Origin of the sequence: Paraclostridium sp. MRS3W1, assembly GCF_032465715.1 — a bacterium.
Classification (GTDB): Bacteria; Bacillota; Clostridia; order Peptostreptococcales; family Peptostreptococcaceae; genus Paraclostridium; species Paraclostridium dentum.
This window is the reverse complement of record NZ_JAWDJM010000167.1, coordinates 1-25,974: the sequence shown is the minus strand read 5'-3', so window position 1 is coordinate 25,974 and position 25,974 is coordinate 1. Positions and strand designations below refer to the sequence as shown.

Sequence of the window (25,974 nt, the reverse complement as noted above, 5' to 3'; positions counted from 1 at the left end):
ATAATAATTAGAAAAATTAAGGGGGATTAATAGGATGTTAAATGAGCAAAGAAAACAAGAATTAACTGAGTTATGTCAATCGTTAATAAGAAATGCAAGTTATTCAGGACATGAAGAAAATGTAGTTAAAGCAATAGAAGAAAACTTTAAAAAATTAGGATTTGATAGTTGGTTTAGAGATGAATATGGAAACATAATAGGTTGTATCAAAGGTAATAAAGAAGGAAAGAAAATATTATTTGATGGACATATAGACACAGTAGAAGTACCAGATGAAAGTAAGTGGACATTCCCTCCATTTGGTGGAGTTATAAATGATGGGAAAATATACGGTAGAGGTACTTCTGACATGAAAGGTCAGTTAAGTGCAATGATAGCTGCTGTTTCATACTTTGCAGAAGATACAAAAAAGGATTTTGAAGGTGAATTATATGTAGCAGGTGTAGTTCATGAAGAAATATTTGAAGGTATAGCAGCTAGAAAAATAAGTGAAGCTGTTAAGCCAGACTATGTTGTTATAGGGGAATCTTCAGAACTTAACTTAAAGATAGGGCAAAGAGGTAGAGGAGAAATAGTAGTAGAAACTTTCGGGAAACCAGCTCACTCTGCTAATCCACACAAAGGAATAAATGCAGTATATAAAATGTCTAAGATAATAGAAAAAATACAAAACCTAGAGCCGCCTACTCACCCAGTATTAGGACCTGGAATATTAGTTTTAACTGATATAAAATCATCTCCATACCCAGGGGCTTCAGTAGTACCAGATTATTGTAAAGCTACTTTCGATAGAAGATTATTAGTAGGAGAAACTAAAGAAGGAGTACTAGCTCCAATACAAGCATTATTAGATGAAATGATGAAAGAAGATCCAGAGCTAGATGCTAAAGTTTCTTATGCTATAGGATGTGAAGGATGCTACACAGGAAACAAAATAGAAGGTGAAAGATTCTTCCCAGGTTGGTTATATGATGAGCAAGATGAGTTTGTTCAAGCAGCATATAAAGGATTAAAAGAAGCTGGAATAGATAGTCAAATAACTCAATACTCATTCTGTACAAATGGAAGTCACTATGCAGGTGAAGCAGGAATAAAAACAATAGGATTTGGACCTTCAAAAGAAAATCTTGCTCATACAATAGATGAATATATAGAACAAGAACAATTATTTATAGGAGCAGAAGGTTACTACGGAATACTTAAATCAGTTTATAAAAAATAAATAAATAGGGGTAAGTGTTATGAAAATTTTAATAAAGCAAGGGCTAGTAGTTGATGGTAATAATACAGAACCATTTATAGGTGATGTGTTAATTAATGATGACAAGATAAGTAAAATATCAACTGAGATTACAGAAAATGTAGATAGGATAATAGATGCAAGAGGTAGAGTAGTATGTCCTGGTTTTATAGATACTCATAGCCACTCAGACCTTATGATTTTAGTAAATCCATTTAATGAAATAAAGATAAGACAAGGAATAACAACAGAAGTGTTGGGCCAAGATGGTATATCTATGGCCCCACTTCCTAAGGAATTTATTCCTTCATGGAGAAAAAATCTAGCAGGCCTAGATGGTGAAAGTGACGAGATAGATTGGGAATATGAAACTACTGATAACTATCTTACTATGATGGAAGATAACGGAGTAGGATTAAATGAAACTTACTTAGTCCCTCATGGAAATATTAGAATGGAAGCTATGGGATTAGAAGATAGACCAGCAACTAAAGAAGAAATTCAAAAGATGTGTGAAATCACAGAAAGAGAATTAAAAGCAGGCGCTATTGGATTATCTACAGGGCTTATATATATACCATGTGCTTATTCTATGACTGAAGAGATAATAGAAATGTGCAAGGTTGTTGCAAAATATGATGGAGTATTTGTTGTTCATCAAAGAAGTGAAGCTGATACGATCCTTACATCTATGGAAGAAATAATAACTATAGGAAAAGAATCTGGAGTTAAGGTTCATTTTTCACATTTTAAAGTGTGTGGAAAAGATAATTGGAAGTACATACCACAAGTTTTAGAGTTATTGGAAAAAGTTAAATCAGAAGGTATCAAAGTTTCATTTGACCAATATCCATATGCTGCAGGTAGTACCATGCTTGGAGTAGTTCTTCCTCCTTGGGCACATTCAGGTGGGACAGATAAACTATTAGAAAGATTACAAAATGAAGATGATAGAAATAGAATGAAAAAAGATATCGAAAATGGAATAGAAGGTTGGGATAACTTTATTCAATTTGCAGGAATAGATCAAATCTTTGTTACAAGTGTAAAGAATAAAAAGAATGAAAATACAATAGGTAAAAGTCTATTAGAAATAGGTGAAATGAGAGGTAAAGATCCTGTTGATGCTACTATGGACCTATTATTAGAAGAAGAAAATGCAGTTGGAATGGTAGATTTTTATGGATTAGAAGAACATATTATAACTTTCATGAAGAGAGAAGAACAAAATGTTTGTACAGATGGTCTATTGTCAGGAAAGCCACATCCAAGAGCATATGGATCATTCCCTAAAATATTAGGAAGATATGTTAGAGAATTAGAAGTACTGACTTTACAAGAAGCAGTTCATAAAATGACTAAAAAAGCTGCACAAAGTTTCAGTATAAAAGATAGAGGTCAACTAAAAGAGGGATACTTTGCAGATATAGTTATATTTGATAAAGATAAAGTTTCAGGGTGTGATGATTATATTAATTCGACTCAATATCCAACAGGTATAGATTATGTAATCATAAATGGAAACTGCGTAATTGAAGAAAATGAATATAAACATATTAAGGCTGGTAAAGTATTGAGATAACCTTAGGAGGTATCAAAACATGATATTAGTTGGAAATGGGAGATTGATAACTAAAAATGAGCAAAATCCATATATGGATGACGGTTGTGTAGTTATCGAAGGTAATGTTATAAAAGAGATTGGTTCAACTAAAGAAATGAAGGGAAAATACCCAAGTCATGAGTTTATAGATGCAAATAAAAAGGTAATAATGCCAGGGCTTATAAATACTCATATGCATATATATAGTTCTTTTGCTAGGGGGATGGCTGTACCAGGAAAACCATCGGAAAATTTTATGGAAATCCTAGAAAATTTATGGTGGAGATTAGATAAAAAACTTACTTTAGAAGATACAAAATATAGTGCTTATGCAACTTATATAGATTGTATAAAAAATGGAGTTACAACAGTATTTGATCACCATGCGAGTCCATTTGCTATAGAGGGAAGTCTATTTACTATAAAAGATGTAGCTAAGAATTTAGGAATTAGAACTAATCTTTGTTATGAAGTGTCTGATAGAGATGGATTAAAAACGATAGATCAAGGAATTCAGGAAAACGTTAATTTTATAAGATTTGCTAAAGATGATGAATCAGATATGGTAAAAGGTATGTTTGGACTTCATGCAGCTTTTACATTATCTGATAAAACTTTAGAAAAATGTGCAAATGAAATGGCTAATCTAGATGCTGGATATCATGTACATACAGCAGAGGGGATAGATGATGCCATTATAAATAAAGAAAAATACAATAAAAAGGTTGTACAAAGATTAAATGATTTCAATGTTTTAAATGACAAAACTATAGCAGTTCACTGTATTCATATAGATTCTGAAGAAATGGAATTAATAAAAGAAAATAAATCTTTTGTTGTACATAATCCAGAATCTAACATGGGAAATGCAGTTGGATGTGCTCCTGTAGTTCATTTACTAAACAAAGGAATAACTGTTGGATTAGGAACTGATGGATATACAAGTGATATGTTTGAATCTTTAAAGGTTGCAAATATAATACACAAACATCAACTAAGAGATCCAAGAGTTGGATGGGCAGAAGCTCCAACTATGTTATTTGAAAACAATAGAAAAATAGCTAGTAAGCATTATAAAAAAGATTTAGGAGTTTTAAAAGAGGGAGCATATGCTGATGTAATAGTTGTAGATTATATACCGCACACTCCACTTAATGAAAATACAGAAAATGGACACATAATATTTGGGATGACAGGAAGAAGTGTTGATACAACTATTATAAATGGAAAAGTATTGATGAAGGATAGAATTTTATTAAATATTGATGAAGAGTCGATATTAGCAAAGAGTATAGAGATGAGCAACAAATTGTGGGATAGAATATAAAAAAATAATATAAAAGGGGGACTATAAATGTCTCAAGAAAAAAGCCCTAAAATAGCTCCAGTGGATGAGAGGATACCGGTATCCAAGTCGTGGATATTCTCATTACAACACGTACTAGCAATGTGTGCAGGAGCGGTGGCAGTTCCTATGATGGTAGGAAGTGCTGCAGGACTAGACCATGAAAGTATAGTTTTTTTAATTAGTGCTTGTATATTTATGGCGGGGGTAGGAACGCTTATACAAGCTTTTGGTATAGGAAATATTGCAGGTGCTAAGATTCCGGTAATCGAAGGAACTAGCTTTGCGGCTGTTGCAGCCATGACATCTATAGCTTCATCATATCAAGACCCAAATCTAGCTATGCAAACTGTGTTTGGGGCAGTTATGGCAGCGGGATTGTTTTGTATAATAATAGCTCCGGTATTTGAAAAAATAATAAGATTTTTCCCGAAAGTAGTTACAGGAACAGTAGTACTGGTAATCGGAGTATCTCTATTACCAGTTGGGATTAAGTGGATAACTGATAGTAAAGTAGGTCCAGCTGAACCGTCTCAAGTAGGATTAGCATTAGCTGTTTTAGCTATAACTATTGTGCTATTTAAGTATTTAAGAGGGATCTGGAATAGTGCAGCAATACTTTTTGCAATAGTAATCGGAACAGTATTAGCAGGTGTATTAGGTATGGCTGACTTTAGTAATGTAGCTAGTGCGAGTTGGATTAGTGTTAATGTACCTTTAAAATTTGGTATGCCAGTATTTGAACCATCAGCAGTAATATCTTTAGGTTTAATAATGTTAGTACTAATGACTGAATCATTAGGAAATATGATGGCAATACATGAGATGGTAGATAAAGATATAGATGGCGCAAATATAAAAAGAGCATTAAGAGGAGATGGTATTTCAACTTTTCTATCTAGTATATTCAACTCATTCCCAATAACTCCATTTGCTCAAAATACAGGGCTTGTTGGATTGATGGGAATAAAGTCAAGATACATAGCGATACATGCAGGTATTATCTTATTGGTATTAGGATTTATACCTAAATTTGCATCAATAATAGCAGCGATACCTAAACAGGTTCTTGGTGGAGTAGGATTCGCCATGTTTGGGATGGTTTTAGTAGGTGGAATAAGAACTTTAAGCAAAGTTGAGTTTAATGGGACAAAAAATGGAGTAATTGTAGCAATAAGTGTAGGGTTGGCGATGATACCTTTAGCAAATCCTGACTTTTATCATAACTTCCCAAATTGGGTGCAAACAATATTCCATAGTGGTATAACAACAGGAAGTTTAGCAGCAGTTATACTGAACATATTCTTTAATGAATTAGGAAGTAAAAAAGAATTAAACAATGATAATGAAACAGATGAGAAAGCAGTTTAAATATATTAATTAGAATGCGCTTTGTGAAAATATAAACAAAAATAAAAAAGGGGAGATTAAAAAATGGCAAATTTACAAGTTAAAATACACGATATGGAGTTTCCAAATCCAATAATGACAGCAGCAGGACCAGGAGCTAAAGATGGAGATTTATGTATAGAAGCTGTAAAAGGTGGAGCAGGTGGTATATGCACAAAAACTATATCTGTACTTCCAGCAGACGTACCAAGACCATGTATGGCAGATACTAACAGTGGTTTCTTAAATACAGAGTTATGGTCTGAATTACCAAAGGAACAATGGATAGCTGAAGAATATGCAAAAGCTAAAAGTGCAGGAGTTCCAGTAATAATAAGTATGGGATATACAGCGGAAGATATCGCTAAAGTAGCACCACTAGTTAAGTCTTATGCAGATGCAGTTGAATTATCTACACATTATGTAGGAACAGATGTTACTCCTATAGTAAATGCTTTAAAAGCTGCAAAAGCTGCATTAGACGTACCAGTATTTATGAAAATGAGTCCTCACACTGATATACAAACAATAGCAAAAGCTGTTGAAGAAGCAGGGGCAGACGGACTTGTAATGATAAATTCTTTTGGACCGTGTATGGCAATAGATGTTGAAACAGGATTCCCTATAATGGGAAGTAAAACAGGATACGGATGGTTATCAGGAGCTCCAATAAGACCGTTAGCAGTAAGATGTATATACGAAGCTTCTAAAGTTGTAAATATACCAATAATAGGTGTAGGTGGAATAACTTGCGGAAGGGATGTTGCTGAAATGATGATGGCTGGGGCTTCAGCAGTACAAACTTGTACAGAAGCGATACTTAAAGGGCCACAAGTGTACGGAAAAATAGCTAGAGAATTAAACGAATTCTTAGAAGCAAATGGATATTCAGATGTAAACGAAATAAAAGGATTAGCACAGAAGAAAGTTCAAGAGATGGAATTTAGAACTCATGCAGTAGCTCCACAAGTAGATCAAGATAAATGTATAAAGTGTAAAAAATGCGTAACAAGTTGTGTATATGAAGCAATTGAAGTTGGAGATGAAATGGTTATAGATGAAGATAAATGTTTTGGATGCGGATTATGCGTAACACGATGTCCAAAGAGAGCATTAACAATGCAAATGGGTGCTGTAGAAGCAAAGTAAAGGCAGGAAATTAAAATGGGGCTAATTTTACAAGGTGGAACAATAGTAACGGATGTAAAATCCTATAAAGCAGATGTAAGAATTGAAAATGAAAAAATAGCTGAAATTGGAGCTGATTTATTTAAAGAAGGAGATGAGATAGTACCTATAAATGGGTGCTATCTTGTACCTGGAGGAATAGATACCCATACTCATTTTGACTTAGATGTTGGAACTACAATAACAGCTGATAATTTTGAAACAGGAACTAAAGCAGCTATAGTTGGAGGTACAACTACAATACTAGATTTTGCTACTCAATCAAAAGGACACACATTAAGTGATGGTCTTAGAGAATGGCATGATAAATCTAGGGGAAGATGCTATTCAGATTATGGATTTCACATGGCTATAACAGATTGGAATGATACTACATCCAAAGAAATGGAAGATATGATAAATGAGGGTGTTACATCATTTAAAATGTATATGGCATATAAAGATACACTACAAGTTGATGATGGAATTATATTCAAAGCTTTGAAAAGAGCTAAGGAGTTAGGAGTGCTTATAGGATTCCACTGCGAAAATGGAGATATAATAAGTGAGTTAATAAATGAATTCAAAGATAACAATCAATTGTCACCTAAATATCACCAACTAAGTAGACCATCAGATGTAGAAGTAGAGGCTACTTATAGATTGATGAAAATTGCAAAGACTGCAAATGCACCTGTATATGTGGTTCATTTAAGTTCAAAGGATGCGTTAGAAGAAGTTAAAAAAGCTAGATTGGATGGGGTTAAAGTATATACAGAAACTTGCCCACAATATTTGCTTTTAGATGATAAATTATATGATTTGGATGGGTTTGAAAGTGCTAAGTATGTAATGTCACCACCACTTAGAAAAAAAGCAGACAATGAGGCTTTATGGAAAGCTTTAGAAGAGGGAGACATTGATGCTATAGGAACAGATCATTGTTCATTTAACTATAAAGGGCAAAAGGATATTGGGATAAATGATTTTAGTAAAATTCCAAATGGAGGCCCAGGCGTTGAACATAGAATGGGTCTTTTATATACATACGGAGTTAAAGAAGGAAAAATAAGTATGAATAAATTTGTAGAGCTAACGTCTACAAAAGCAGCAAAGTTATTTGGAATGTATCCTCAAAAAGGAAGCATTGAAGTGGGTAGCGATGCAGATATAGTAGTTATAGATCCTGAAATGAAAAATATAATAAGTGCAGAAAATCAAACTCAAAATACGGACTATACTCCATATGAAGGATACGAAGTTGATTGCCAGTTTAGGCATGTATTTTTAAGGGGGATTGAAGTTATAAAAGAAGGAAAGTTAACAGTAGAACATCCTACTGGAAAGTATATAGTAAGAACTATAAACTAGGGGGTCATATATGTTTGAATTCACATTAAACGGGGAAACTGTTCAAGCAAAAGAAAATAAAAAACTATTAGAGTTTTTAAGAGAAGATATGAACATAACTTCTGTAAAAAATGGATGTGCAGAGGGTGCATGTGGAACTTGTATGGTTATTATAGATGGTAAAGCTACAAAAGCTTGCGTATTTAACACACAAAAGTTAGTAGGTAAAAATATTATTACCATAGAAGGAATGTCTGAAAAAGAAATGGATGCATATGCATATGCATTTACAAATGCAGGAGCAGTACAATGTGGGTTCTGCATACCTGGAATGGTAATAAGTTCGAAAGCATTACTAGATGTAAACCCAGATCCAACAGAAGAAGAAATAAGAAAAGCATTAAGAGGAAACATATGTAGATGTACAGGATATGTAAAGATAGTAGAAGCAGTAAAGCAAGCTGCTAAAATTCTTAGAGAAAATATAGAAGTTCCAAAAGTTGAGTGTAAGGGGCTTGTTGGAGATAAGTTACATAGAGTTGATGCAGTGGCAAAAACTTTAGGTAAAGCAGAGTATGTAGATGATATTAGAATAGATGGAATGATTTATGGATCTGCAGTAAGAACTATGTATCCAAGGGCTTTAGTAAAAAAAATTGATATAGAAGAAGCTAAAAAATATCCAGGTGTAGTAGCTGTATTAACAGCTAAAGATATACCTGGAACAATAAAAGTAGGTCACTTAAAGAAAGACTGGGATACATTAATTCCAGAAGGTGAAATTACTAGATATCTAGGTGACTCAGTAGCATTAGTAGCTGCAACTTCAAAGGAAGCTTTAGAAGAAGCTAAGAAATTAGTAAAAGTTGAGTATGAAGAATTAAAACCTTTAACTTGTCCAGAAGAAGCACTAAAAGAAGATGCTCCTGAAATTCATGAAGGTGGAAATATTTTAGTAGAAAAAGAGTTAGTAAGAGGAAATGCTGATGAAAAAATTAAAAATTCTAAGCATGTAGTAACAAGAAGATATTCTGTTCCATTTAATGAACATGCTTTTTTAGAACCAGAATGTGCAGTAGCTGGTCCTTATGAAGATGAGGGGGTAATAATATATTCTTCGGATCAAGGAGTGTATGCAACTCAACATGAGTGTGCAGATATGCTAGGCCTTCCACATGAAAAAGTTAGAGTAATAAACAAAATGGTAGGCGGAGGATTTGGAGGTAAAGAGGATATGAGTGTCCAACATCATGCTGCTTTACTTGCATATCATACTAAGCAATATGTAAAGGTTCAATTAACTAGAAAAGAAAGCATAATAGTGCATCCAAAAAAACATGCAATGGAGATGGAGTTTACAACTTCATGTGATGAAAATGGATATTTAACAGCACTAAAAGCTACAATAGTATCAGATACTGGAGCATATGCATCATTAGGAGGACCAGTATTAGAGAGAGCATGTACACATGCAGCAGGACCTTATAACTATCAAGATATAGATATACATGGTAAGGCTGTTTATACAAATAATCCTCCAGGAGGAGCATTTAGAGGATTTGGAGTAACACAAAGTTGCTTTGCAACAGAATCTAACTTAAATTTACTAGCGGAAATGGTAGGAATATCTCCATGGGAGATAAGATATAGAAATGCTATAAGACCAGGTCAAGTATTGCCAAATGGACAAATAGCAGATGAAGGAACAGCTATGGTAGAAACACTAGAGGCTGTTAAGGAAGAGTATGATAAATACCCTTATGCAGGAATAGCTTGTGCTATGAAAAATGCAGGGGTAGGAGTAGGAATACCTGATATAGGTAGATGCAAGTTGGCTATAAAAGGTGGAAAAATACATTTAAGAACAAGTGCATCTTGTATAGGTCAAGGATTAGCAACAACTATGATTCAAATGCTTTGTCAGACTACAGGCTTAAAACCAGAAGATGTTATATACCAAGCACCTGATACTCATTTAACTCCTGACTCAGGAAATACCACAGCATCTAGACAAACTGTATTTACAGGAGAGGCAACGAAAAATGCATGTCTTCAACTTAAAAAGGAGCTGGATTCTGGGAAAACAATAAATGACTTAGAAGGGCAAGAGTTTCTAGGAACATATTCTAGTGTGACAGACAGAATGGGATCTGATAAAGAAAATCCAGTAAGTCACGTTGCCTATGGATATGCTACTCAAGTTGTAATACTAGATGAAAATGGAAAGTTAGAAAAAGTTATAGCTGCACATGATGTTGGTAGAGCAGTTAATCCAATTAATGTTGAAGGCCAAATAGAAGGTGGAGTAGTAATGTCGTTAGGATACGCACTTACAGAAACTTATCCATTAGAAAATTGTGTACCTAAAGTTAAATATGGAACACTAGGGCTTTTTAAATCAACAGATGCTCCAACAATAGAGCCTATAATAATAGAAAAAAATAAAGATGGATTGGCATATGGAGCTAAAGGTATAGGGGAAATAACAGCAATACCAACAGCACCTGCAACAGCAAATGCTTACTATAGATTTGATAAAGAGTTTAGAACTAGCTTACCTCTTATAAATACACCATATAAGAAAAAATAAAATGTTAACTATTAAAAAATAGACCCATTTTGTCCAGGGTCTATTTTTTATTTTACTAATTTTAATATGTAATTTGTATAATAAACAGCATTAATTTAAATGATATAATTAACTAAAAAACATTGATTATAGAGAGGATATAAATGAGCAATAAAACTAATATAAAAGATTTATTTACAATAGGAGAAATAGCAATTTTATTTGATATTAATAAAAAAACATTAAGATATTATGATGAAATAGACTTATTTAAGCCAAGTTATATAGACGAAAAAAATAACTATAGATATTACACAACAAATCAGTTTGAAAAACTAAACACTATAATTTATCTAAAAAGCATGGGAATAGCACTAAGCAAAATAAAATCTCATTTAGATAATAGAAGTATAAATAACACTCTTAACTTATTCGAAATTCAAGAAGAAGCAATTAAGAAAAAGATAGAAGAATTAGAAATTATACAAAATAAAGTTAAGGGTAGAATTAGTAAAATAAAAGATTCAATAGACTATGAAAAAATAAATAAAATAATAGAAGCGGACATTGAAGAGAGGTCTATTGTTTTATTAAAGGAAGAAGTTAAGACAAACAAAGACTTAGAGATTTCTATTAGAAAGCTAGAAAATAAGGCAAATAAAAAGTCATCTATATTTTTAGGAGAAGTAGGGGTTTCTATATCTAAAGATAAATTAAAAAATAAATTATTTAAAGATTATGACTCAACTTTTATTTTTGTAGAAAATAAAAAATATAATAAAGAAATAAGCAAAATTTTACCTAAAGGAAAATACATATGCTTAAGATTTAATGGACTACATGATGATTCTGATATTTATTATGAAAGAATTTTACAATATATAGAACAAAATAACTATGAAATATTAGAGGATTCAATAGAAATAACATTAGTTGATTCAGGATTAACTACAAATTCTTCAGAGTATGTAACAGAAATACAAATACTAGTAAAAAGATATTGACATTCCAGCTACTGGAATGTTTATTATTTTTTATAATAAACATGGTAGTAAAATACGAGTTTTATTATAAATAGGACTCAAAGTTTTGGAGGATTAATATGAAATTTAGTGTATCAAGTGAAGTCTTTGAAAAGTTAGATAATGTTTGTTTTGGAGTTATAGTAGCAAAGGGAATTGATAATAGTTTAGTAAAAAATGATATTGTAGAAAAATTAGATCAATCAATAAAAAACTGTGAAGATAAATTTAAAAATACTAAGATTAAAGAATTAGAGGGCATACTATATTATAGAGATGCATTTAAAGAATTAGGAATTAACCCCAATAAATTTATGAGTTCTATTGAAGCTATGCTTACTAGAACATCTAAAGGTAAAGGGCTACCTAACATAAGTCCTATTGTAGATTTAGGAAATGCAGTATCTTTAAAATATATGGTTCCATTAGGAGCACATGATATAGACACATTAGATGGGGATATAGAGGTTAGATTTTCTAAAGAAGGGGATAGTTTTATTCCTTTAGGAACTGAAGAAACAGAAATTTTGGAAGATGGAGAGTTGATTTATTCAGCGGGAGACAATGTAAGAACAAGAAGATGGATATGGAGACAAAGCGAGCAAGGAAAAATAACCAATGAAAGTAAGAACATATTTTTCCCTATAGATGGATTTGAAGATAAAAACTATGATAGTGTTATGTCGGCAAGAGATGAATTAGCAAGTTTATTAAAAGAAGTATTTTCTTGTGATGTAAAGGTAGGATTTATAGATAAAAACAATACAGAATTTGAAATATAAAATTAGTTAAAAAGGTTTAAGGGGTATCCTATTTAACCCATTAAACCTTTTTGTTTGTTTAATGGGTTAAATATATAACGAAATCTAATAATTAACTAAATTGAATTAAAAAAGGATTTCTTAATAAAATAAAAAAACATTTACTCAAATTTCAATGATTATACGTAATGTATTTTAAAAAAAATTAATTTGGCATAGATATTGCTTAATAGTATTACGAGATAAAATGATAAGGATGGTGATTTTTAACACTTTGGGAAAAGGATATCAAAAACCAAGAACATTGGTTACTTATCAATTACATACAAATAAAAGAGATTAAGAAGGATGGACATTTAAAATGAGCAAAAACATAGAAAAAAGAAAACCTACGTTTCAGTTTGCAGTGTTAGTAATGGTTGCAATTATATCTTTAACTACAGTTGGAATGGTTGTTTTTAAGGCATCTATAACAACAATGTTTTTATTATCATGGTTAATAGTAGTTCCTGCTGCTATGAAGTTAGGTTACACGAATAGTGAAATTGAAGAAATGGGATTTGATGTTGGTAAAGGTGCATTTCAATCTAATATAATTGTACTTTCTGTTGGAGTATTGATTGCTACATGGATAGCAGCTGGAACTATTCCAACTATAGTTTACAGTGGACTTGCTATAATAACACCTAAATACTTTTTAGTTACAACATTAGTAGTATGTTCTTTAACATCTATAGCTACAGGAACTTCATGGGGGACTTTAGGTACTTCAGGTATAGCTTTAATGAGTATTGGAACTAGTATGGGGGTTCCTGCTGGATTAACAGCTGGAGCTATAATATCTGGGGCATTTTTCGGAGATAAGATTTCTCCTCTTTCAGACTCTACGAATTTATCAGCAGCAGTTTGTAAAACTGATGTAATAACTCATATAAAACATATGACTTTATCAGCAGTTCCAGCTTATATAATTTGTGTGGTTTTATATACAGTTATAGGATTTAAATATGCCAATAATACTATAGATTACAATCAAATAAATCAAGTAATGGAAGTTTTAAAAGCTAATTTCAATATAGGATTTGTTTCAATAATACCAATAATATTTTTACTTATTCTATTACTTTTACAAAAGCCATCTATAGTTTCTATACTAGCTTCTGGAGTAGCAGGTGCAATTATAGCATTTTTCCAAGAAGGCGAAAGTATTAGTAAGCTATTAAATTATATGCTTAATGGTTTTTCTATAGATACAGGTCTTGAATATACAGATAAACTATTAAATCGTGGTGGAATAATGAGTATGGCAGAGACTGTATTATTAGTATTTATAGTGTTTGTTATAGCTGGAATTTTACAAAAGACAGGTTTTTTAGAAGTTTTATTACAACCTATGTTAAGTAAGATAGGAAAGTCTAGAACTAAATTAATTGGAACTACATTTATATCTAGTTATCTTGCAAATGCGTTTAGTTCTTCTATGATGTTTACATCTGTATTTGTAGGAACTATAATGGAACCTTTATACAAGGAATTTAATTTGAAACCTGAAAACTTATCTAGGATTATACAAGATACTGCAACATTAGGGGCTCCACTAATTCCATGGAACTCAAACGCAATATTTTGTAGTCAGACATTAGGAGTTAGTTCTTTTGAATTTATTCCATACTGTTTCTTAAACTGGATAACGCCTTTAATAACATTTATATATGGAGTTACAGGATTTACAATGAAAACATACACAGAAGAAGAAGTTGTTATGATGAGAGAAGTTGAAGACGCTATATAAAAAGGAGAAATTAATATGGAGTTTCATTATTACTATATAATTCAAGATATTGTAGGCGTACTTATGGCATTTATAGGGATAAGAATGTTTACATTAAGTATAAGAATGATTTTATCGAGTAAAAAATCTAAAAATGGAATATTAATATCTATTAGCTATGCTTTAATTACAATTGCTGGTATTAACTTATTATTTAATAACTTCGGATTAAAGCCTTGGATTGTAAGTATAATTTTGATACTTTTAAGTTTATTAATTACAAATATAGTTAAAACTGATAAAACAATATAAATATACATTAAATAAAACTCATGTCCATTGGATATGAGTTTTTTGTTGATTTTAAAAATTATATATGGTAAAACCGTATTAAGCAAAAAGCTAATATGGAAAGGGTTGAGGTATCGATGGAGTTTATACCTGCAAAGACTATTGTATCTGGATATAAAGAAAACCCAAATTGGTTTGGTATTAATTATGGGATGAATATATATAAAGGTTGTTGCCATGGTTGCATATACTGTGATTCAAGAAGCAACTGCTATCAAATAATAGAGTTTGATAGAGTTAGAATTAAAGAAAATTCAACTGAAACAATAAAAAAGGAACTTAAGTCAAAGAAAACAAAAGGGGTTGTAGGTACAGGTGCTATGAGTGATCCATACAATCCATTTGAAGAGAAATTTATGTTAACAAGAGAAGCTTTAAAAGCAGTAGATGAAAATAGATTTGGAATATCAATTGCCACTAAAAGTGATTTAATAACTAGAGATATAGATATATTAAAAAGAATACAAAGTCATTCACCTACTATTATAAAGATAACTATAACTACATATGATGATAATTTATGTAAAAAGATAGAAAGCAATGTATGTCCAACATCTAAAAGATTTGAAGCTTTGAAGAAACTTTCAGATAGTGGAATATATGCAGGTGTTTTATTAATGCCTATACTTCCTTTTATTAATGATAATGAAGATAATATAAAAAATATTATTAAAAAGGCCTATGAATCTGGAGCTAAGTTTGTATTCACTTATGGATTAGGAGTAACGTTAAGACAAAATCAAAGGGAGTATTATTTTGAGCAATTAAGAAAGATATTTCCAGGTGAGGATTTAGATAAAAAGTATATAAAAGCTTATGGAGAATCTTATGAAAATGGGGCTACAAATTATGAAAAACTATGGAATACTTTTAAAGAAGAGTGTGAAAAATATAATCTTTTATATGATATGAAAGATATTATAAATGATTATAAAAATAAATATGAAAAAACTCAAATTAGTTGGTTTTAATATAAAAGGGAGACGTTTGTATGGTTAGGTTTGAAGTAAATACAAAAGATAGATTTGGTATCACAACCGAGATTTTGTACAAGCTTTACAATAAAAAGATAGATTTAGTATCTATGGAAGTTTTTCCTACAAAGGTTTGTATAAAGATAAATGATATCGATGCAAAAACTAAAGAAATATTAAAAGAAGCTATTTGTAGCATAGCAGATGTAATATCAGTAAATGAAGTAGAACTTTTATCTTACGAAAAAAATGAGAGACAACTTCTTGCAGTTATTAACTCAGTAGATGAAGGAATTATATCTATTGATAAAAACTTCAAAATTAACATATTTAATAATTACTGCCAAGAATTATTTAATTATAAAAAAGCAGAAGTAGTAGGTAGAGACATTAGAGATATTGTAGGCAATGATGACATAATTGCGGACTTAGTTAATAAGGGCATAGAGTACGATAATATAAAATCTAGTTTGAAACATGGAGACACAACAAGTAGTTATATTACTACAGGTAGAAGAATAACTAACGATTACGATGAAACTGTTGGAGCAGTTATTTCTATTAAAGATGTTAATAAAGCTAAACAACTTGTTAAAATAATAAATAAAAATAATGATGATGGTCCGTTTAAAGACATAATTGGAAATAGTAAAAGCATGGGTAAAGTAAAAAAAGTAACTACAACAATTGCCAAGAGTAATTCTACTGTTTTATTAAGAGGGGACAGTGGTACAGGTAAAGAACTCTTTGCAAATGCCATTCATAAATTAAGTGATAGAAAAGATGAAAGATTTGTAGCCATTAACTGTGCTGCACTGCCAGATAGTTTATTAGAAAGTGAGTTATTTGGATATGAAAAAGGAAGTTTTACAGGAGCAATGCAAAGCGGTAAAGAAGGTTTATTTAAAGAAGCTAATAAAGGAACTATATTTTTAGATGAAATAGGAGAATTATCAATGATTCTTCAAGCTAAACTGCTTAGAGTTTTACAAGAGGGAAAAATAAGAAAAATAGGAAGTAGCAAAGAAGAAGCTGTTGATGTTAGAGTAATAGCGGCTACTCATAAAAATCTTGAAAAGATGATAAAAGATGGAACTTTTAGAGAAGATTTATATTATAGATTAAATGTAATTCCTATTAAGATACCAAATTTAAAAGAACGACTAGATGATATACCTATATTAGTTCAATTTTTTATAAATAAACTTAATAAGAAGTTAAATAAAGATATAAGGGGTTTTAAGAAAGAATTTATAGATGAGTTAATGAGTTATGATTGGCCAGGGAATGTAAGAGAACTTCAAAATTTAATTGAGAGAGCTATGAATTTATGCAATGGGGATATTTTAACTACTCAACATATTGTAATAGACTCTATATATAAAGATGAAGATATTACTGATAGTTTTATAGAAGAAGATGAAGCGATAGAATTTAATTCATTAAAAGAAGAAATGGAAAGATATGAAAAAGAAATAATTATGAAAGTATATGATTCAAATAAAAGTTATAGATCAAGTGCAAAAATACTAGGAATATCTCACACTGCAGTTATGAATAAAATTAAAAAGTATAATATAAAGGAATAAAATTTGTAAATAAATATTTACATTTGTAAATAAATCTTTACAGAAAGCATAATGATTTGTAAATAAAGCTTTACACTGAAAAAATTATCTTTAAAAATATAAATTACAGCTTCGTGTAAACGTTTCGAAAAATAGCGTATTTTCAATGTTTTTGCGTTTTTAAAATTAAATAAATATTTTTATTCGAAAACAAAAAAGTTTGGCATGAGAGTTGCTCATATATAATAGCGTAAATAAATTTAAAGGGGGAACTCAAAATGGAAAACTTAAAGAATAAAAAATTCGCAACAAAAGCTATACACGGAGGACATAAAAAGGATCCAGTATCAGGGGCTTTAACTACACCTATATATCAAACATCAACTTTCGTATTTGATAGTGCTGAACAAGGTGGTAGAAGATTTGCATTAGAAGAAGATGGATTTATATATTCAAGACTTGGGAACCCAACAAATGCGCAACTAGAAGAAAAAATGGCACTACTAGAAAATGGAGAGGCTTGTATGTCAACAGGTTCAGGGATAGGTGCTATAACTTCAGCATTATGGACTGCATTAAAAGCAGGAGATCATATAGTTGCAAGTAAAACTTTATATGGTTGTACTTATGCAATGTTAAACCATGGAATAAGCAGATACGGAGTAGAAGTTACTTTTGTAGATGCAACTAACTTAGATGAAGTAAAAGGAGCTATGAAAGAAAACACAAAAGTTGTTTACTTAGAAACTCCAGCTAACCCAGACTTAAAATTAGTTGATATAGAAGCTATATCTAAAATAGCTCATACAGTAGAAGGTTGTATGGTATTTGTTGATAACACTTTCTGTACTCCATACTTACAAAGACCACTTGAATTAGGAGCTGACGTTGTTGTTCACTCTGCTACTAAATATTTAAATGGACACGGAGATGTTATAGCAGGTTTCGTTGTTGGTAAAAAAGACTTTATAACTCAAGTGAGATTATTCGGAGTTAAGGATATGACAGGTTCTGTTTTATCTCCATTTGATGCTTACTTAATATTAAGAGGTATGAAAACTTTACAAATAAGAATGGATAGACACACTAAGAACGCTATAGAAGTTGCTAAATTCTTAGAATCTCATCCAAATGTAGAAACAGTTAGCTACCCAGGATTAGAAAGTTTCCCACAATATGAATTAGCTAAAAAACAAATGGATATGCCAGGAGGTATGATAGCATTTGAAGTTAAAGGTGGACTTGAAGGTGGTAAAAAATTACTAAACTCTTTAGAGTTATGTACTCTTGCAGTTAGTTTAGGTGATTGTGAAACATTAATACAACATCCTGCTTCAATGACTCATTCTCCATATACTCAAGAAGAAAGAGCTGAAGCTGGAATATCTGAGGGATTAATAAGAATATCTGTTGGTCTTGAAGATGCAGAAGATATAATAGCTGACTTAAAACAAGGTTTAGATAGATTATAAAAATGAAAAAGCTACAATTCTTTAGAATTGTAGCTTTTTATATTTAGTTAAAAGCAGCTAAGTAACTGTATAAGTTAGATTGACTTGATTCATTGTAATCCATATCATTTACTATACTTAATATTTTAGATATTTTTATAAGTAAAAACTTTTCTTTAATAGTATGAGAACATCTTATAGATTCTTGTATTCTTGATTTCATAACATCTAGGTTATTAGAACAATCCAAAATTTCTTTTATATCAGATAAAATAATATCATAAGCTGTATCGTCTTTACCTAATAAATAAACTTGATATAAATCATTCATTAAAACCTTATTTTTATTAATAAATGATTTTTCCATATTTAAACCATTTTGGTTTAGATAACCTATTCTTAAATCTATTAAAGATGGAATTAAATATAAAATTCCTATTGCACTTGCATTTGAACTACCTTCATTAAGAAGGACTTCCCCAAGCATTTTTCTTGATGAATCTATCTGAATATTATTTAAGTTAAGTTCTTCATCTAAAAGTTTGCGATTAAACACAAATTTATTAGCTATTAAAGCTATAGCTATGCCTATTACAACAAATATTACTCTATTCATTATAATAATGTTAGGATTAGCAACATATAATGCGGCTGAAGCTACAGAGGATACTGTAACAAATGCAACTAAATTTCTGTAATCAGATACATATGACATTAAATATCCAGCTAAGACTAGCATTATAGTTCTTAACTCAGGATCAGTGATTAAGTTAAATAAAATAAACATTATAACTGAACCTAACAAAGTTCCTATTATTCTCTTTTTTGACTTACAAACAGTATATTCAGAATGAGGTTGTGATAATGCAAATACTGTATATACTGCCCACTCACCAAATTCTATATTGAATAAGTCTACTATGAAAAATGTTAGAGCAACTACCAAACCTAATCTTATTCCATAAGCAACTCTAGGAGACTTAAGGCGTATTAAATTTTTTTGAATATGCAGTTGCTTAAATTCATCAGGGATAGATAGTTCATTTTGTATATTTTTTTGCATATTATGAGTTTCATTATATTTTTTTATTTCAACATCTAGAGTTTTAACTGTATTAATGAAATCATAAATAATCTCTATATCTGTAGTGTCTAGAGAGTATAAAACACTTTCTTTATATTTACGCTCTAAGTCATTTGAATTGATATTAAACTTATCATTTTTCAAATCTTTTAATACAGTAGATATATCATCTAGAAGTTCTGAAGAATAACTTTTATTTTTTACATCACCTAGTATTGAATTAATCTTTTCTAAGCAAGATAGTATATTTATTGTATTTCTTCCACATTCAGTAAGATGCGAATCGGTTTTACCACTATCAAATATTAGTGATTTAAGCTTATTGATATTCATGGATAAAGATAGGTCTATATCAACCGTATCTTTTTCTGCTTTTATTAAATCAATTTTAAACAAAGTATTATCGGCTATAGCATTTAGCATAGTTTTTCTTGTTTTAGAAAGTTTATTTTTATTAGCTATCAATTGAACAGCCATTATCATAAATGCACCTGTAACTAGTGCTGAAAGCCTTAATGGCAGTTGAGATATTGATATAGGGGAAACCATCATTAAAATATAATGTAATCCTATCATCATATTAACAGGCTTCTTTAATTCATAACTAAAATAATAACCTATAAACATCATTATTGAAAAGTTAAGAACTAATCCTAAAAATGCATTTTGTGAAACTAAAAAAGCAGATAATCCTAGCGCTAAATTAAGGATTATTAAGCTTAGAAGGTTTTTAATAGGATTTAGAGTTAGATCCATTTCTAATAACACCAACATCAATACAACAGTTGTAACACCTACAAGAGAGTTTTCTGTTTTGAATATAGCTTTGAATGAACTCACTAATAAAACTACAACTATAAATATTAGAGTTTTAGATATAATTAGTGATTTAATTTCTTTTTTGTTTTTTTTCATACTACTTTATACGCTCCTTTATATATGAACATTTTCAAAATCATAACATATATTTTTTTAAAAACCAATTTTTTAATACGACTCATAAGTGAATGAAAATATTTTTTATTTATAAAATGTTCTTTATCGTAAGGAGCATTTTTTTTAGAGTTATATTATGTTTCGATTGTTTATGTATGAATTTTAATAAAGAAACAAAATTATTCAATTATAAAAAAATTTTAAAGTTAAATGGTTTGACATGTTTAGTATTTTTGGTGTAAAATTTCTCAACACAAACTAAATTTACACAAAATGAAAGGGAAATTAGAGTTTATGAAAATTAGGGTTAAAAATTTAATTAGTTCAGAGGTGTTTACCAGGCGTATTACTTATAGTTTCAACGTTAGTTTCTTTATTAATAGCAAATAGTCAGCATGGAGAAATATATCATCATATATTAAGCAAACTTCCGATATTAGGGGACTTCAACCTACATATGATAATAAATGATTTTTTAATGGCAATATTTTTCTTATTTGTAGGACTTGAAATAAAAAATGAGATATTAAATGGACATTTATCTAGTTTTAAAAAGGCCTCTTTTCCTATAATAGGAGCTATTGGGGGAGTATTGATTCCAGCTGTTATATTTTTAATATTTAACGCTAATACAGATTTTTCTATTGGAATAGGGGTTCCAATATCAACTGATATAGCTTTTGCTATAGGTATATTTATGATATTAAAAAATAAACTTAATCCTGCATTAAAGATATTTTTATTATCTTTAGCAGTTGTTGATGATTTAATATCTATTTTAGTAATAGGATTATTATATTCTTCAGATATAAATATAGGGTTTTTAATACTTTCAGCCTTAACATTTGGAGTATTAATATTAATGAATAGAAGAAAAATAGATAAAGTTACTCCATATATGATAGTAGGAATGATTTTATGGATATTTGTGTACGCTAGTGGGATACATGCTACTATAAGTGGCGTATTAATTGCTATTGCTATACCATCTAAAAAATTAAAAGCTTCAAAGCAACCTATGATGAATAGATTAGAGCATAAATTAGCTCCTTTATGCAACTTAGTTATACTTCCTTTATTTGCTTTAGCGAATACAGCTATAAATTTAAATATAGATATAAATTTCAATTCTAATAATACATTAATAACAGGAATCGTATTAGGATTAGTAATCGGAAAGCCACTTGGAATAATGCTATTTACATGGTTAGGAACTAAACTTCATGTAACAGAGAAGCCAGAAGGTGTAGAATGGATATCTATATTACCAGTTTCATTACTAGCAGGAATAGGGTTTACGATGTCTATATTTGTATCTGAAATAGCTTTTGGAGGCAATGGGGAACTTGTTAATATATGTAAAATATCTATATTATCGGCATCTATAATCTCTATACTTGCTACATATTTAGTTTCATCTTTGATTTATGCATATAAGCCGAAGACGTCTAGTTTAATGGAGGCTAAGAGTGCATAATTTTTATGGAAAATAGACAGTTTAATAAAAATAAATTAATTAAGTAAAATCTAGCTCGCATATTATATCTATTTTGTTTATAGATTAAGCGAGCTAGATTTATTTTAAATTGGTTATTCTAATTTGAAAAATTTCAATGCTTTTTCCTTTTCATCTTCACTGGCAAGCCAAGTTTTTATAAAAGGATATTCCAAAATAACTTGAAAATCATTGCTAACATTAAGTTTATGGATAATTATCATATAACTTGGAGTAGGAATGACTTCATGAATATAGCTTATTGCACCCCAATGGTCATCCTTTACAGGATATCTTAGACCCAAAAGAAAGTTTTCTACCGTATAAATAAAAGCATAAAAAGATGGAGACGGATGATCCATATTTGCTAAAATATCTCTATTAGCATCATACATATATCCCTTTTGAGATAATATACATTGTAAGTTTTTATAGTTTTCAATTTTATATAATTGATCTATATAGTCTGGACTAAACATGTTATCACTATCAATTCTTATATGAAAGACATATTTATATGGACTAATAATTTCTTTTATTAAGTTATCTCCATCATCTGTAAAAATTATATTGTCAGGTAACTTTGGATATCTAGAAAGAGAATCATTTATTACTTCTTTCGTTCCCGGGGTATGTCTTAATATACATTTGAAATTTTGATTAGTTTGGTTTATAAGGCTTTTAGCTGTAAAGTCCATAAATACATCTATTCTTGGATCTATCCATTCTTTAGTTTGAGCTTTTTGGGATATGGGGGAGTAAAGAATTTTAAATCCACACCAAAAAGGATGATCTAATATATTAAATGGAATATCTATAATCATTATCTTTTCATTAAGCATGAAAATTACACTCTCCTATAGAGTTAATAAGTCAGATAAAAAAATATTATCTAGTTTATAATATTCGAAGTTCATAATTATTGTCACATTTTGATTTATTATAAAAATTCATAATAGGTATAGAAAATATAAATAACATTGAGATTATATATAGATTTTTTCTATAAAGATTGGCGATTTATATCGTATATGGTAGAATGTTGGAGAAAATTTTAATAAATTAAAAATTTTTAGAATTATTTTTACTAGGAAAAGCCAAAATAAATATTGAAATCATCCGAAAGAAAAATTATTTTAAGACAATGAAAATCATAACGGAGGAAGATGTATGAAAAGAAAATTAATTAGTGCATTGGTTGGAATCACAATGGTAGCAACAATGGCAGTAGGATGTAGTAAATCTTCGAATGAATCACAAGAGTCAGCGAAGGCAAAATCAGATGTAAAAGCTGAACAAGTAGATGCAAAAAAAGTCTTTGTATCTCCTCAGTGGGTACAAAGTGTTATAGATGGTAATCAACCAGAATCTAAAAATTATGAGATTTTAGAAGTTTCTTGGGGAACTTACAAAGATAGTCCAACTTATACAAAGGGACATATTCCAGGTGCAATACATGTAGATACTTCAAGTGTTGAATCTGAACCAATTTGGAATATATCAGATCCTAAAGTAGTTGAAAAAGGAATGTTAGATTTAGGAGTTACAAAAGATAAAACTATTATATTATATGGAAATGACATTTCTGCAGTAAGTAGAGTTGCATATGCATATCTTTGGGCAGGAGTTGAAAATGTTAAAGTATTAGACGGAGGAATTGATGCTTGGGAAAAAGCTGGATATAAGACTGAAACTAAAGTAGAAAAAGCTACTCCAGCAAAAGACTTTGGAGCTAAAGTACCTTCACATCCAGAATATTGGATGTCTATAGATGAAGTTAAAAAGAAATTAAAAGACGATTCTAATTTCCGTTTAGTTAGTATAAGAAGTAAAGAAGAGTTTGATGGAAAAACAAGTGGATACACTTATATAGATAGAGCTGGAGAACCTAAAGGTGCTGTTTGGGGTCATGCAGGAAGTGATCCTTACAATATGCAAGATTACTTACACAAAGATGGAACAGTTATAAGTGCTGATGAAATGCAAAAACTATGGTCAGATTCTGATATCAAAAAAGATAATGAACTTTCATTCTACTGTGGTACAGGATGGAGAGCTTCAGTTCCTTGGTTAATTGCTTACGATGCAGGATGGGAAGGAATGACTGTTTATGATGGTGGATGGAATGAGTGGCAAATGCATGGAAATCTTCCAGTACAAGTAGGAGATCCTAATAGTGGGGATTGTCAATACACTACAGTAGATAAACTACCAACAGATAAAGCTGCAAAAAAATAAATTATATAAAATTATATAAAATATATTATAATAAGGATAAGCACTGCACAGATTGCAGTGCTTATCTTAGATTTTAGACAAGGAAGTTGATATTATATGGGAAAAGCAAAGAAGATTTTTTATGTTTTAGTAACTATATTAGAAGCACTGATGTTAGTTGGTGTATATTTAGTAAATTATTTTACTCATGCTAAAATGGGCATGTTAAGACATGTAGTACATAAAAACTATATTTGGGAGCAAGAATATCCTATACAAACTATAAAATATGTATCTATATTAGCTTTGGCTATATTAATGCTTATTGTATTAGTAATGTATTTGAAAAGAAAGTATATGCTTAAAAAAATAGTAACTATAATGAGCATTACTATGGTTTTATTTGTAATTGCATTTGCTATATTTGTATTAATGTATTCATCTGAAGAAATAAGAGCATTTTACTATATGAGTGCCATATTTGGAGCAGTAACTTTAATTCAAATTATAAAAACTTTTATAGGTGTCATATGGTATAAAACTAAATAAGAAAATTAATTGAACTGAAAAAGAGTCTCAATGATAATAAGGCAATTATTATTATTGAGACTTTTTTACTATTAAAAAAACGTATAATTACTATAAACAATTTCAATTAATGAATGGGCAAATGTAATGTTATAATTTATCACGTATGAAATTATATATTAATTAAAGTCATATTAGGAGGTAAATACATGGAACCAATATTATCATTACAAGAAAAAAATGAATTAAAGTCTAAGGGAATAGTTCCTCAAAAACAAGATGGTTACTTTGCTATAAGAGTAATAGGTAAATCAGGAGTATTTACTTCAAGAGAATTTAGCATATTATCTAAAATTGCAGAGCAATATGGAAATAAAGAATTGAATTTAACTAGCAGGTTAACGGTAGAAATACCGTATATAAAGTATGATGATATAGAAAAAGTGATAAACATAGTACAAGAAAATGGATTAATAGTAGGTGGAGGAGGTAAGACTGTAAGAGCAATTTTATCTTGTAAAGGAAGTGTGTGCTCTAACGGTCTTATAGATACTCAAAAAATATCAAAAGAAGTACATAATGAGTTTTTTGGAAGAGAGCTACCTGCTAAATTTAAAATAGCAGTATTAGGCTGTAAAAATAGCTATGGTAAGGCTCAATCTAATGATTTGAGTATATTACCATTAACAGGGGTTAGGATAGACAATAGGAAGTGTATTGAATGTAAAGTATGTTTAAAGGTATGTACTGATAAAGCATTTGAGTATAAGGATGGTAAGTATTCAATAATAGAGGATAAATGTAGCAATTGTGGGAAATGCGTTAGTTTTTGTCCAGCACATGCAGTAGAAAGTGATAGTGAAAAAATAGATATATTAGTATTTATAGGTGGAAGAATGGGTAGAGAAGCTAGTTTAGGAAAGCCACTAAGAAAGAAATTTAAAGAAGAAGATATATTACAAGTTATAGATACAATTGTTAATTACTTTAAAGAAAATGCAAATGAAGGTGAGAGATTTGCCCAGCTTATAGACAGAGTTGGATTTGATAAAGTAGAAGAATGTATTATAAATTCTATATAGTTTTATATAAAAAAAAGTTTTTACTTACATGAAAAGCTTAAAATGTGGTAAAATAATAATACAACGAGTAG

At 30.0% G+C, this 25,974-nt stretch carries 19 protein-coding genes and 1 pseudogene; 18 read left to right on the top strand and 2 right to left on the bottom strand.

Going from position 1 to position 25,974, the window contains the following annotated elements; genetic code table 11:
• The first annotated feature begins 34 nt into the window (after positions 1-34).
• The 14 genes from RWY47_RS13860 (at position 35) to megL (ending at position 18,582) form a co-directional block, all read left to right on the top strand.
• A complete protein-coding gene (locus RWY47_RS13860; RefSeq protein ID WP_035118664.1) occupies positions 35-1,222 on the top strand; it encodes a YgeY family selenium metabolism-linked hydrolase in 1,188 nt (395 codons plus the stop codon).
• A gap of 19 nt (positions 1,223-1,241) precedes the next feature.
• The gene (locus RWY47_RS13855) at positions 1,242-2,822 is read left to right on the top strand and encodes an N-acyl-D-amino-acid deacylase family protein (RefSeq protein WP_025161824.1); all 1,581 of its coding nucleotides are present in this window, start codon (positions 1,242-1,244) and stop codon (positions 2,820-2,822) included.
• 19 nt (positions 2,823-2,841) lie between these two features.
• Complete coding sequence (gene ssnA / locus RWY47_RS13850) at positions 2,842-4,170, top strand: putative aminohydrolase SsnA (RefSeq protein ID WP_224170544.1); 1,329 nt, start codon at positions 2,842-2,844, stop codon at positions 4,168-4,170.
• A gap of 27 nt (positions 4,171-4,197) precedes the next feature.
• Entirely contained in the window at positions 4,198-5,559 is a 1,362-nt protein-coding gene (locus RWY47_RS13845) for a nucleobase:cation symporter-2 family protein (protein ID WP_142730907.1), read from the top strand.
• A gap of 63 nt (positions 5,560-5,622) precedes the next feature.
• On the top strand, positions 5,623-6,726 hold the full coding sequence (locus tag RWY47_RS13840) for a 4Fe-4S binding protein (protein WP_224170545.1): 1,104 nt from the start codon (positions 5,623-5,625) through the stop codon (positions 6,724-6,726).
• Positions 6,727-6,741: 15 nt separating this feature from the next.
• A complete protein-coding gene (hydA, locus tag RWY47_RS13835; protein WP_224170546.1) occupies positions 6,742-8,115 on the top strand; it encodes a dihydropyrimidinase in 1,374 nt (457 codons plus the stop codon).
• A 10-nt stretch (positions 8,116-8,125) separates the two neighbouring features.
• Positions 8,126-10,684: a selenium-dependent xanthine dehydrogenase gene (gene xdh, locus RWY47_RS13830; protein ID WP_224170547.1), complete on the top strand. Its 2,559-nt coding sequence runs from the start codon at positions 8,126-8,128 to the stop codon at positions 10,682-10,684.
• 143 nt (positions 10,685-10,827) lie between these two features.
• The gene (locus tag RWY47_RS13825; protein WP_021430185.1) at positions 10,828-11,667 is read left to right on the top strand and encodes a MerR family transcriptional regulator; all 840 of its coding nucleotides are present in this window, start codon (positions 10,828-10,830) and stop codon (positions 11,665-11,667) included.
• 98 nt (positions 11,668-11,765) lie between these two features.
• Complete coding sequence (locus tag RWY47_RS13820; protein WP_142730911.1) at positions 11,766-12,467, top strand: B3/B4 domain-containing protein; 702 nt, start codon at positions 11,766-11,768, stop codon at positions 12,465-12,467.
• Positions 12,468-12,807: 340 nt separating this feature from the next.
• Positions 12,808-14,238 carry a Na+/H+ antiporter NhaC gene (gene nhaC / locus RWY47_RS13815; RefSeq protein WP_025161816.1) on the top strand — a complete coding sequence of 477 codons (1,431 nt, stop codon included), beginning with the start codon at positions 12,808-12,810 and terminating at the stop codon, positions 14,236-14,238.
• A gap of 15 nt (positions 14,239-14,253) precedes the next feature.
• On the top strand, positions 14,254-14,529 hold the full coding sequence (locus RWY47_RS13810; protein ID WP_025161815.1) for a hypothetical protein: 276 nt from the start codon (positions 14,254-14,256) through the stop codon (positions 14,527-14,529).
• Positions 14,530-14,645: 116 nt separating this feature from the next.
• Positions 14,646-15,539, top strand: coding sequence for an SPL family radical SAM protein (locus tag RWY47_RS13805; RefSeq protein ID WP_224170558.1), 894 nt, complete (start codon positions 14,646-14,648; stop codon positions 15,537-15,539).
• Positions 15,540-15,559: 20 nt separating this feature from the next.
• Entirely contained in the window at positions 15,560-17,131 is a 1,572-nt protein-coding gene (locus tag RWY47_RS13800; RefSeq protein WP_224170548.1) for a sigma 54-interacting transcriptional regulator, read from the top strand.
• A 257-nt stretch (positions 17,132-17,388) separates the two neighbouring features.
• The gene (megL, locus tag RWY47_RS13795) at positions 17,389-18,582 is read left to right on the top strand and encodes a methionine gamma-lyase (RefSeq protein ID WP_021430305.1); all 1,194 of its coding nucleotides are present in this window, start codon (positions 17,389-17,391) and stop codon (positions 18,580-18,582) included.
• 43 nt (positions 18,583-18,625) lie between these two features.
• Here the strand turns inward: megL and RWY47_RS13790 are convergent, their stop codons facing one another.
• The gene (locus RWY47_RS13790) at positions 18,626-20,560 is read right to left on the bottom strand and encodes an FUSC family protein (protein ID WP_224170549.1); all 1,935 of its coding nucleotides are present in this window, start codon (positions 20,558-20,560) and stop codon (positions 18,626-18,628) included.
• Positions 20,561-20,930: 370 nt separating this feature from the next.
• Between RWY47_RS13790 and nhaA the strand changes: the two are divergent.
• A pseudogene (gene nhaA, locus RWY47_RS13785) lies at positions 20,931-22,058 on the top strand (Na+/H+ antiporter NhaA); the annotation flags it as partial.
• A 113-nt stretch (positions 22,059-22,171) separates the two neighbouring features.
• Here nhaA and RWY47_RS13780 read toward each other — a convergent pair.
• Entirely contained in the window at positions 22,172-22,918 is a 747-nt protein-coding gene (locus RWY47_RS13780; protein WP_224170550.1) for a putative rhamnosyl transferase, read from the bottom strand.
• Positions 22,919-23,246: 328 nt separating this feature from the next.
• On the opposite strand from RWY47_RS13780, the gene RWY47_RS13775 reads away from it, so the two are divergent.
• The 3 genes from RWY47_RS13775 to RWY47_RS13765 all read left to right on the top strand — a co-directional run bounded on the left by RWY47_RS13775 (position 23,247) and on the right by RWY47_RS13765 (position 25,903).
• A complete protein-coding gene (locus RWY47_RS13775; protein ID WP_021434032.1) occupies positions 23,247-24,314 on the top strand; it encodes a sulfurtransferase in 1,068 nt (355 codons plus the stop codon).
• A gap of 96 nt (positions 24,315-24,410) precedes the next feature.
• On the top strand, positions 24,411-24,842 hold the full coding sequence (locus tag RWY47_RS13770; RefSeq protein WP_224170551.1) for a hypothetical protein: 432 nt from the start codon (positions 24,411-24,413) through the stop codon (positions 24,840-24,842).
• 188 nt (positions 24,843-25,030) lie between these two features.
• The gene (locus RWY47_RS13765) at positions 25,031-25,903 is read left to right on the top strand and encodes a 4Fe-4S dicluster domain-containing protein (RefSeq protein WP_224170552.1); all 873 of its coding nucleotides are present in this window, start codon (positions 25,031-25,033) and stop codon (positions 25,901-25,903) included.
• Positions 25,904-25,974 lie beyond the last annotated feature (71 nt).

Coding starts and splice junctions, on each gene's coding strand:
- RWY47_RS13860 (WP_035118664.1), top strand. CDS start 35: ATGTTAAATGAGCAAAGAAAACAAGAATTAACTGAGTTATGTCAATCG.
- RWY47_RS13855 (WP_025161824.1), top strand. CDS start 1,242: ATGAAAATTTTAATAAAGCAAGGGCTAGTAGTTGATGGTAATAATACA.
- ssnA (WP_224170544.1), top strand. CDS start 2,842: ATGATATTAGTTGGAAATGGGAGATTGATAACTAAAAATGAGCAAAAT.
- RWY47_RS13845 (WP_142730907.1), top strand. CDS start 4,198: ATGTCTCAAGAAAAAAGCCCTAAAATAGCTCCAGTGGATGAGAGGATA.
- RWY47_RS13840 (WP_224170545.1), top strand. CDS start 5,623: ATGGCAAATTTACAAGTTAAAATACACGATATGGAGTTTCCAAATCCA.
- hydA (WP_224170546.1), top strand. CDS start 6,742: ATGGGGCTAATTTTACAAGGTGGAACAATAGTAACGGATGTAAAATCC.
- xdh (WP_224170547.1), top strand. CDS start 8,126: ATGTTTGAATTCACATTAAACGGGGAAACTGTTCAAGCAAAAGAAAAT.
- RWY47_RS13825 (WP_021430185.1), top strand. CDS start 10,828: ATGAGCAATAAAACTAATATAAAAGATTTATTTACAATAGGAGAAATA.
- RWY47_RS13820 (WP_142730911.1), top strand. CDS start 11,766: ATGAAATTTAGTGTATCAAGTGAAGTCTTTGAAAAGTTAGATAATGTT.
- nhaC (WP_025161816.1), top strand. CDS start 12,808: ATGAGCAAAAACATAGAAAAAAGAAAACCTACGTTTCAGTTTGCAGTG.
- RWY47_RS13810 (WP_025161815.1), top strand. CDS start 14,254: ATGGAGTTTCATTATTACTATATAATTCAAGATATTGTAGGCGTACTT.
- RWY47_RS13805 (WP_224170558.1), top strand. CDS start 14,646: ATGGAGTTTATACCTGCAAAGACTATTGTATCTGGATATAAAGAAAAC.
- RWY47_RS13800 (WP_224170548.1), top strand. CDS start 15,560: ATGGTTAGGTTTGAAGTAAATACAAAAGATAGATTTGGTATCACAACC.
- megL (WP_021430305.1), top strand. CDS start 17,389: ATGGAAAACTTAAAGAATAAAAAATTCGCAACAAAAGCTATACACGGA.
- RWY47_RS13790 (WP_224170549.1), bottom strand. CDS start 20,560: ATGAAAAAAAACAAAAAAGAAATTAAATCACTAATTATATCTAAAACT.
- RWY47_RS13780 (WP_224170550.1), bottom strand. CDS start 22,918: ATGCTTAATGAAAAGATAATGATTATAGATATTCCATTTAATATATTA.
- RWY47_RS13775 (WP_021434032.1), top strand. CDS start 23,247: ATGAAAAGAAAATTAATTAGTGCATTGGTTGGAATCACAATGGTAGCA.
- RWY47_RS13770 (WP_224170551.1), top strand. CDS start 24,411: ATGGGAAAAGCAAAGAAGATTTTTTATGTTTTAGTAACTATATTAGAA.
- RWY47_RS13765 (WP_224170552.1), top strand. CDS start 25,031: ATGGAACCAATATTATCATTACAAGAAAAAAATGAATTAAAGTCTAAG.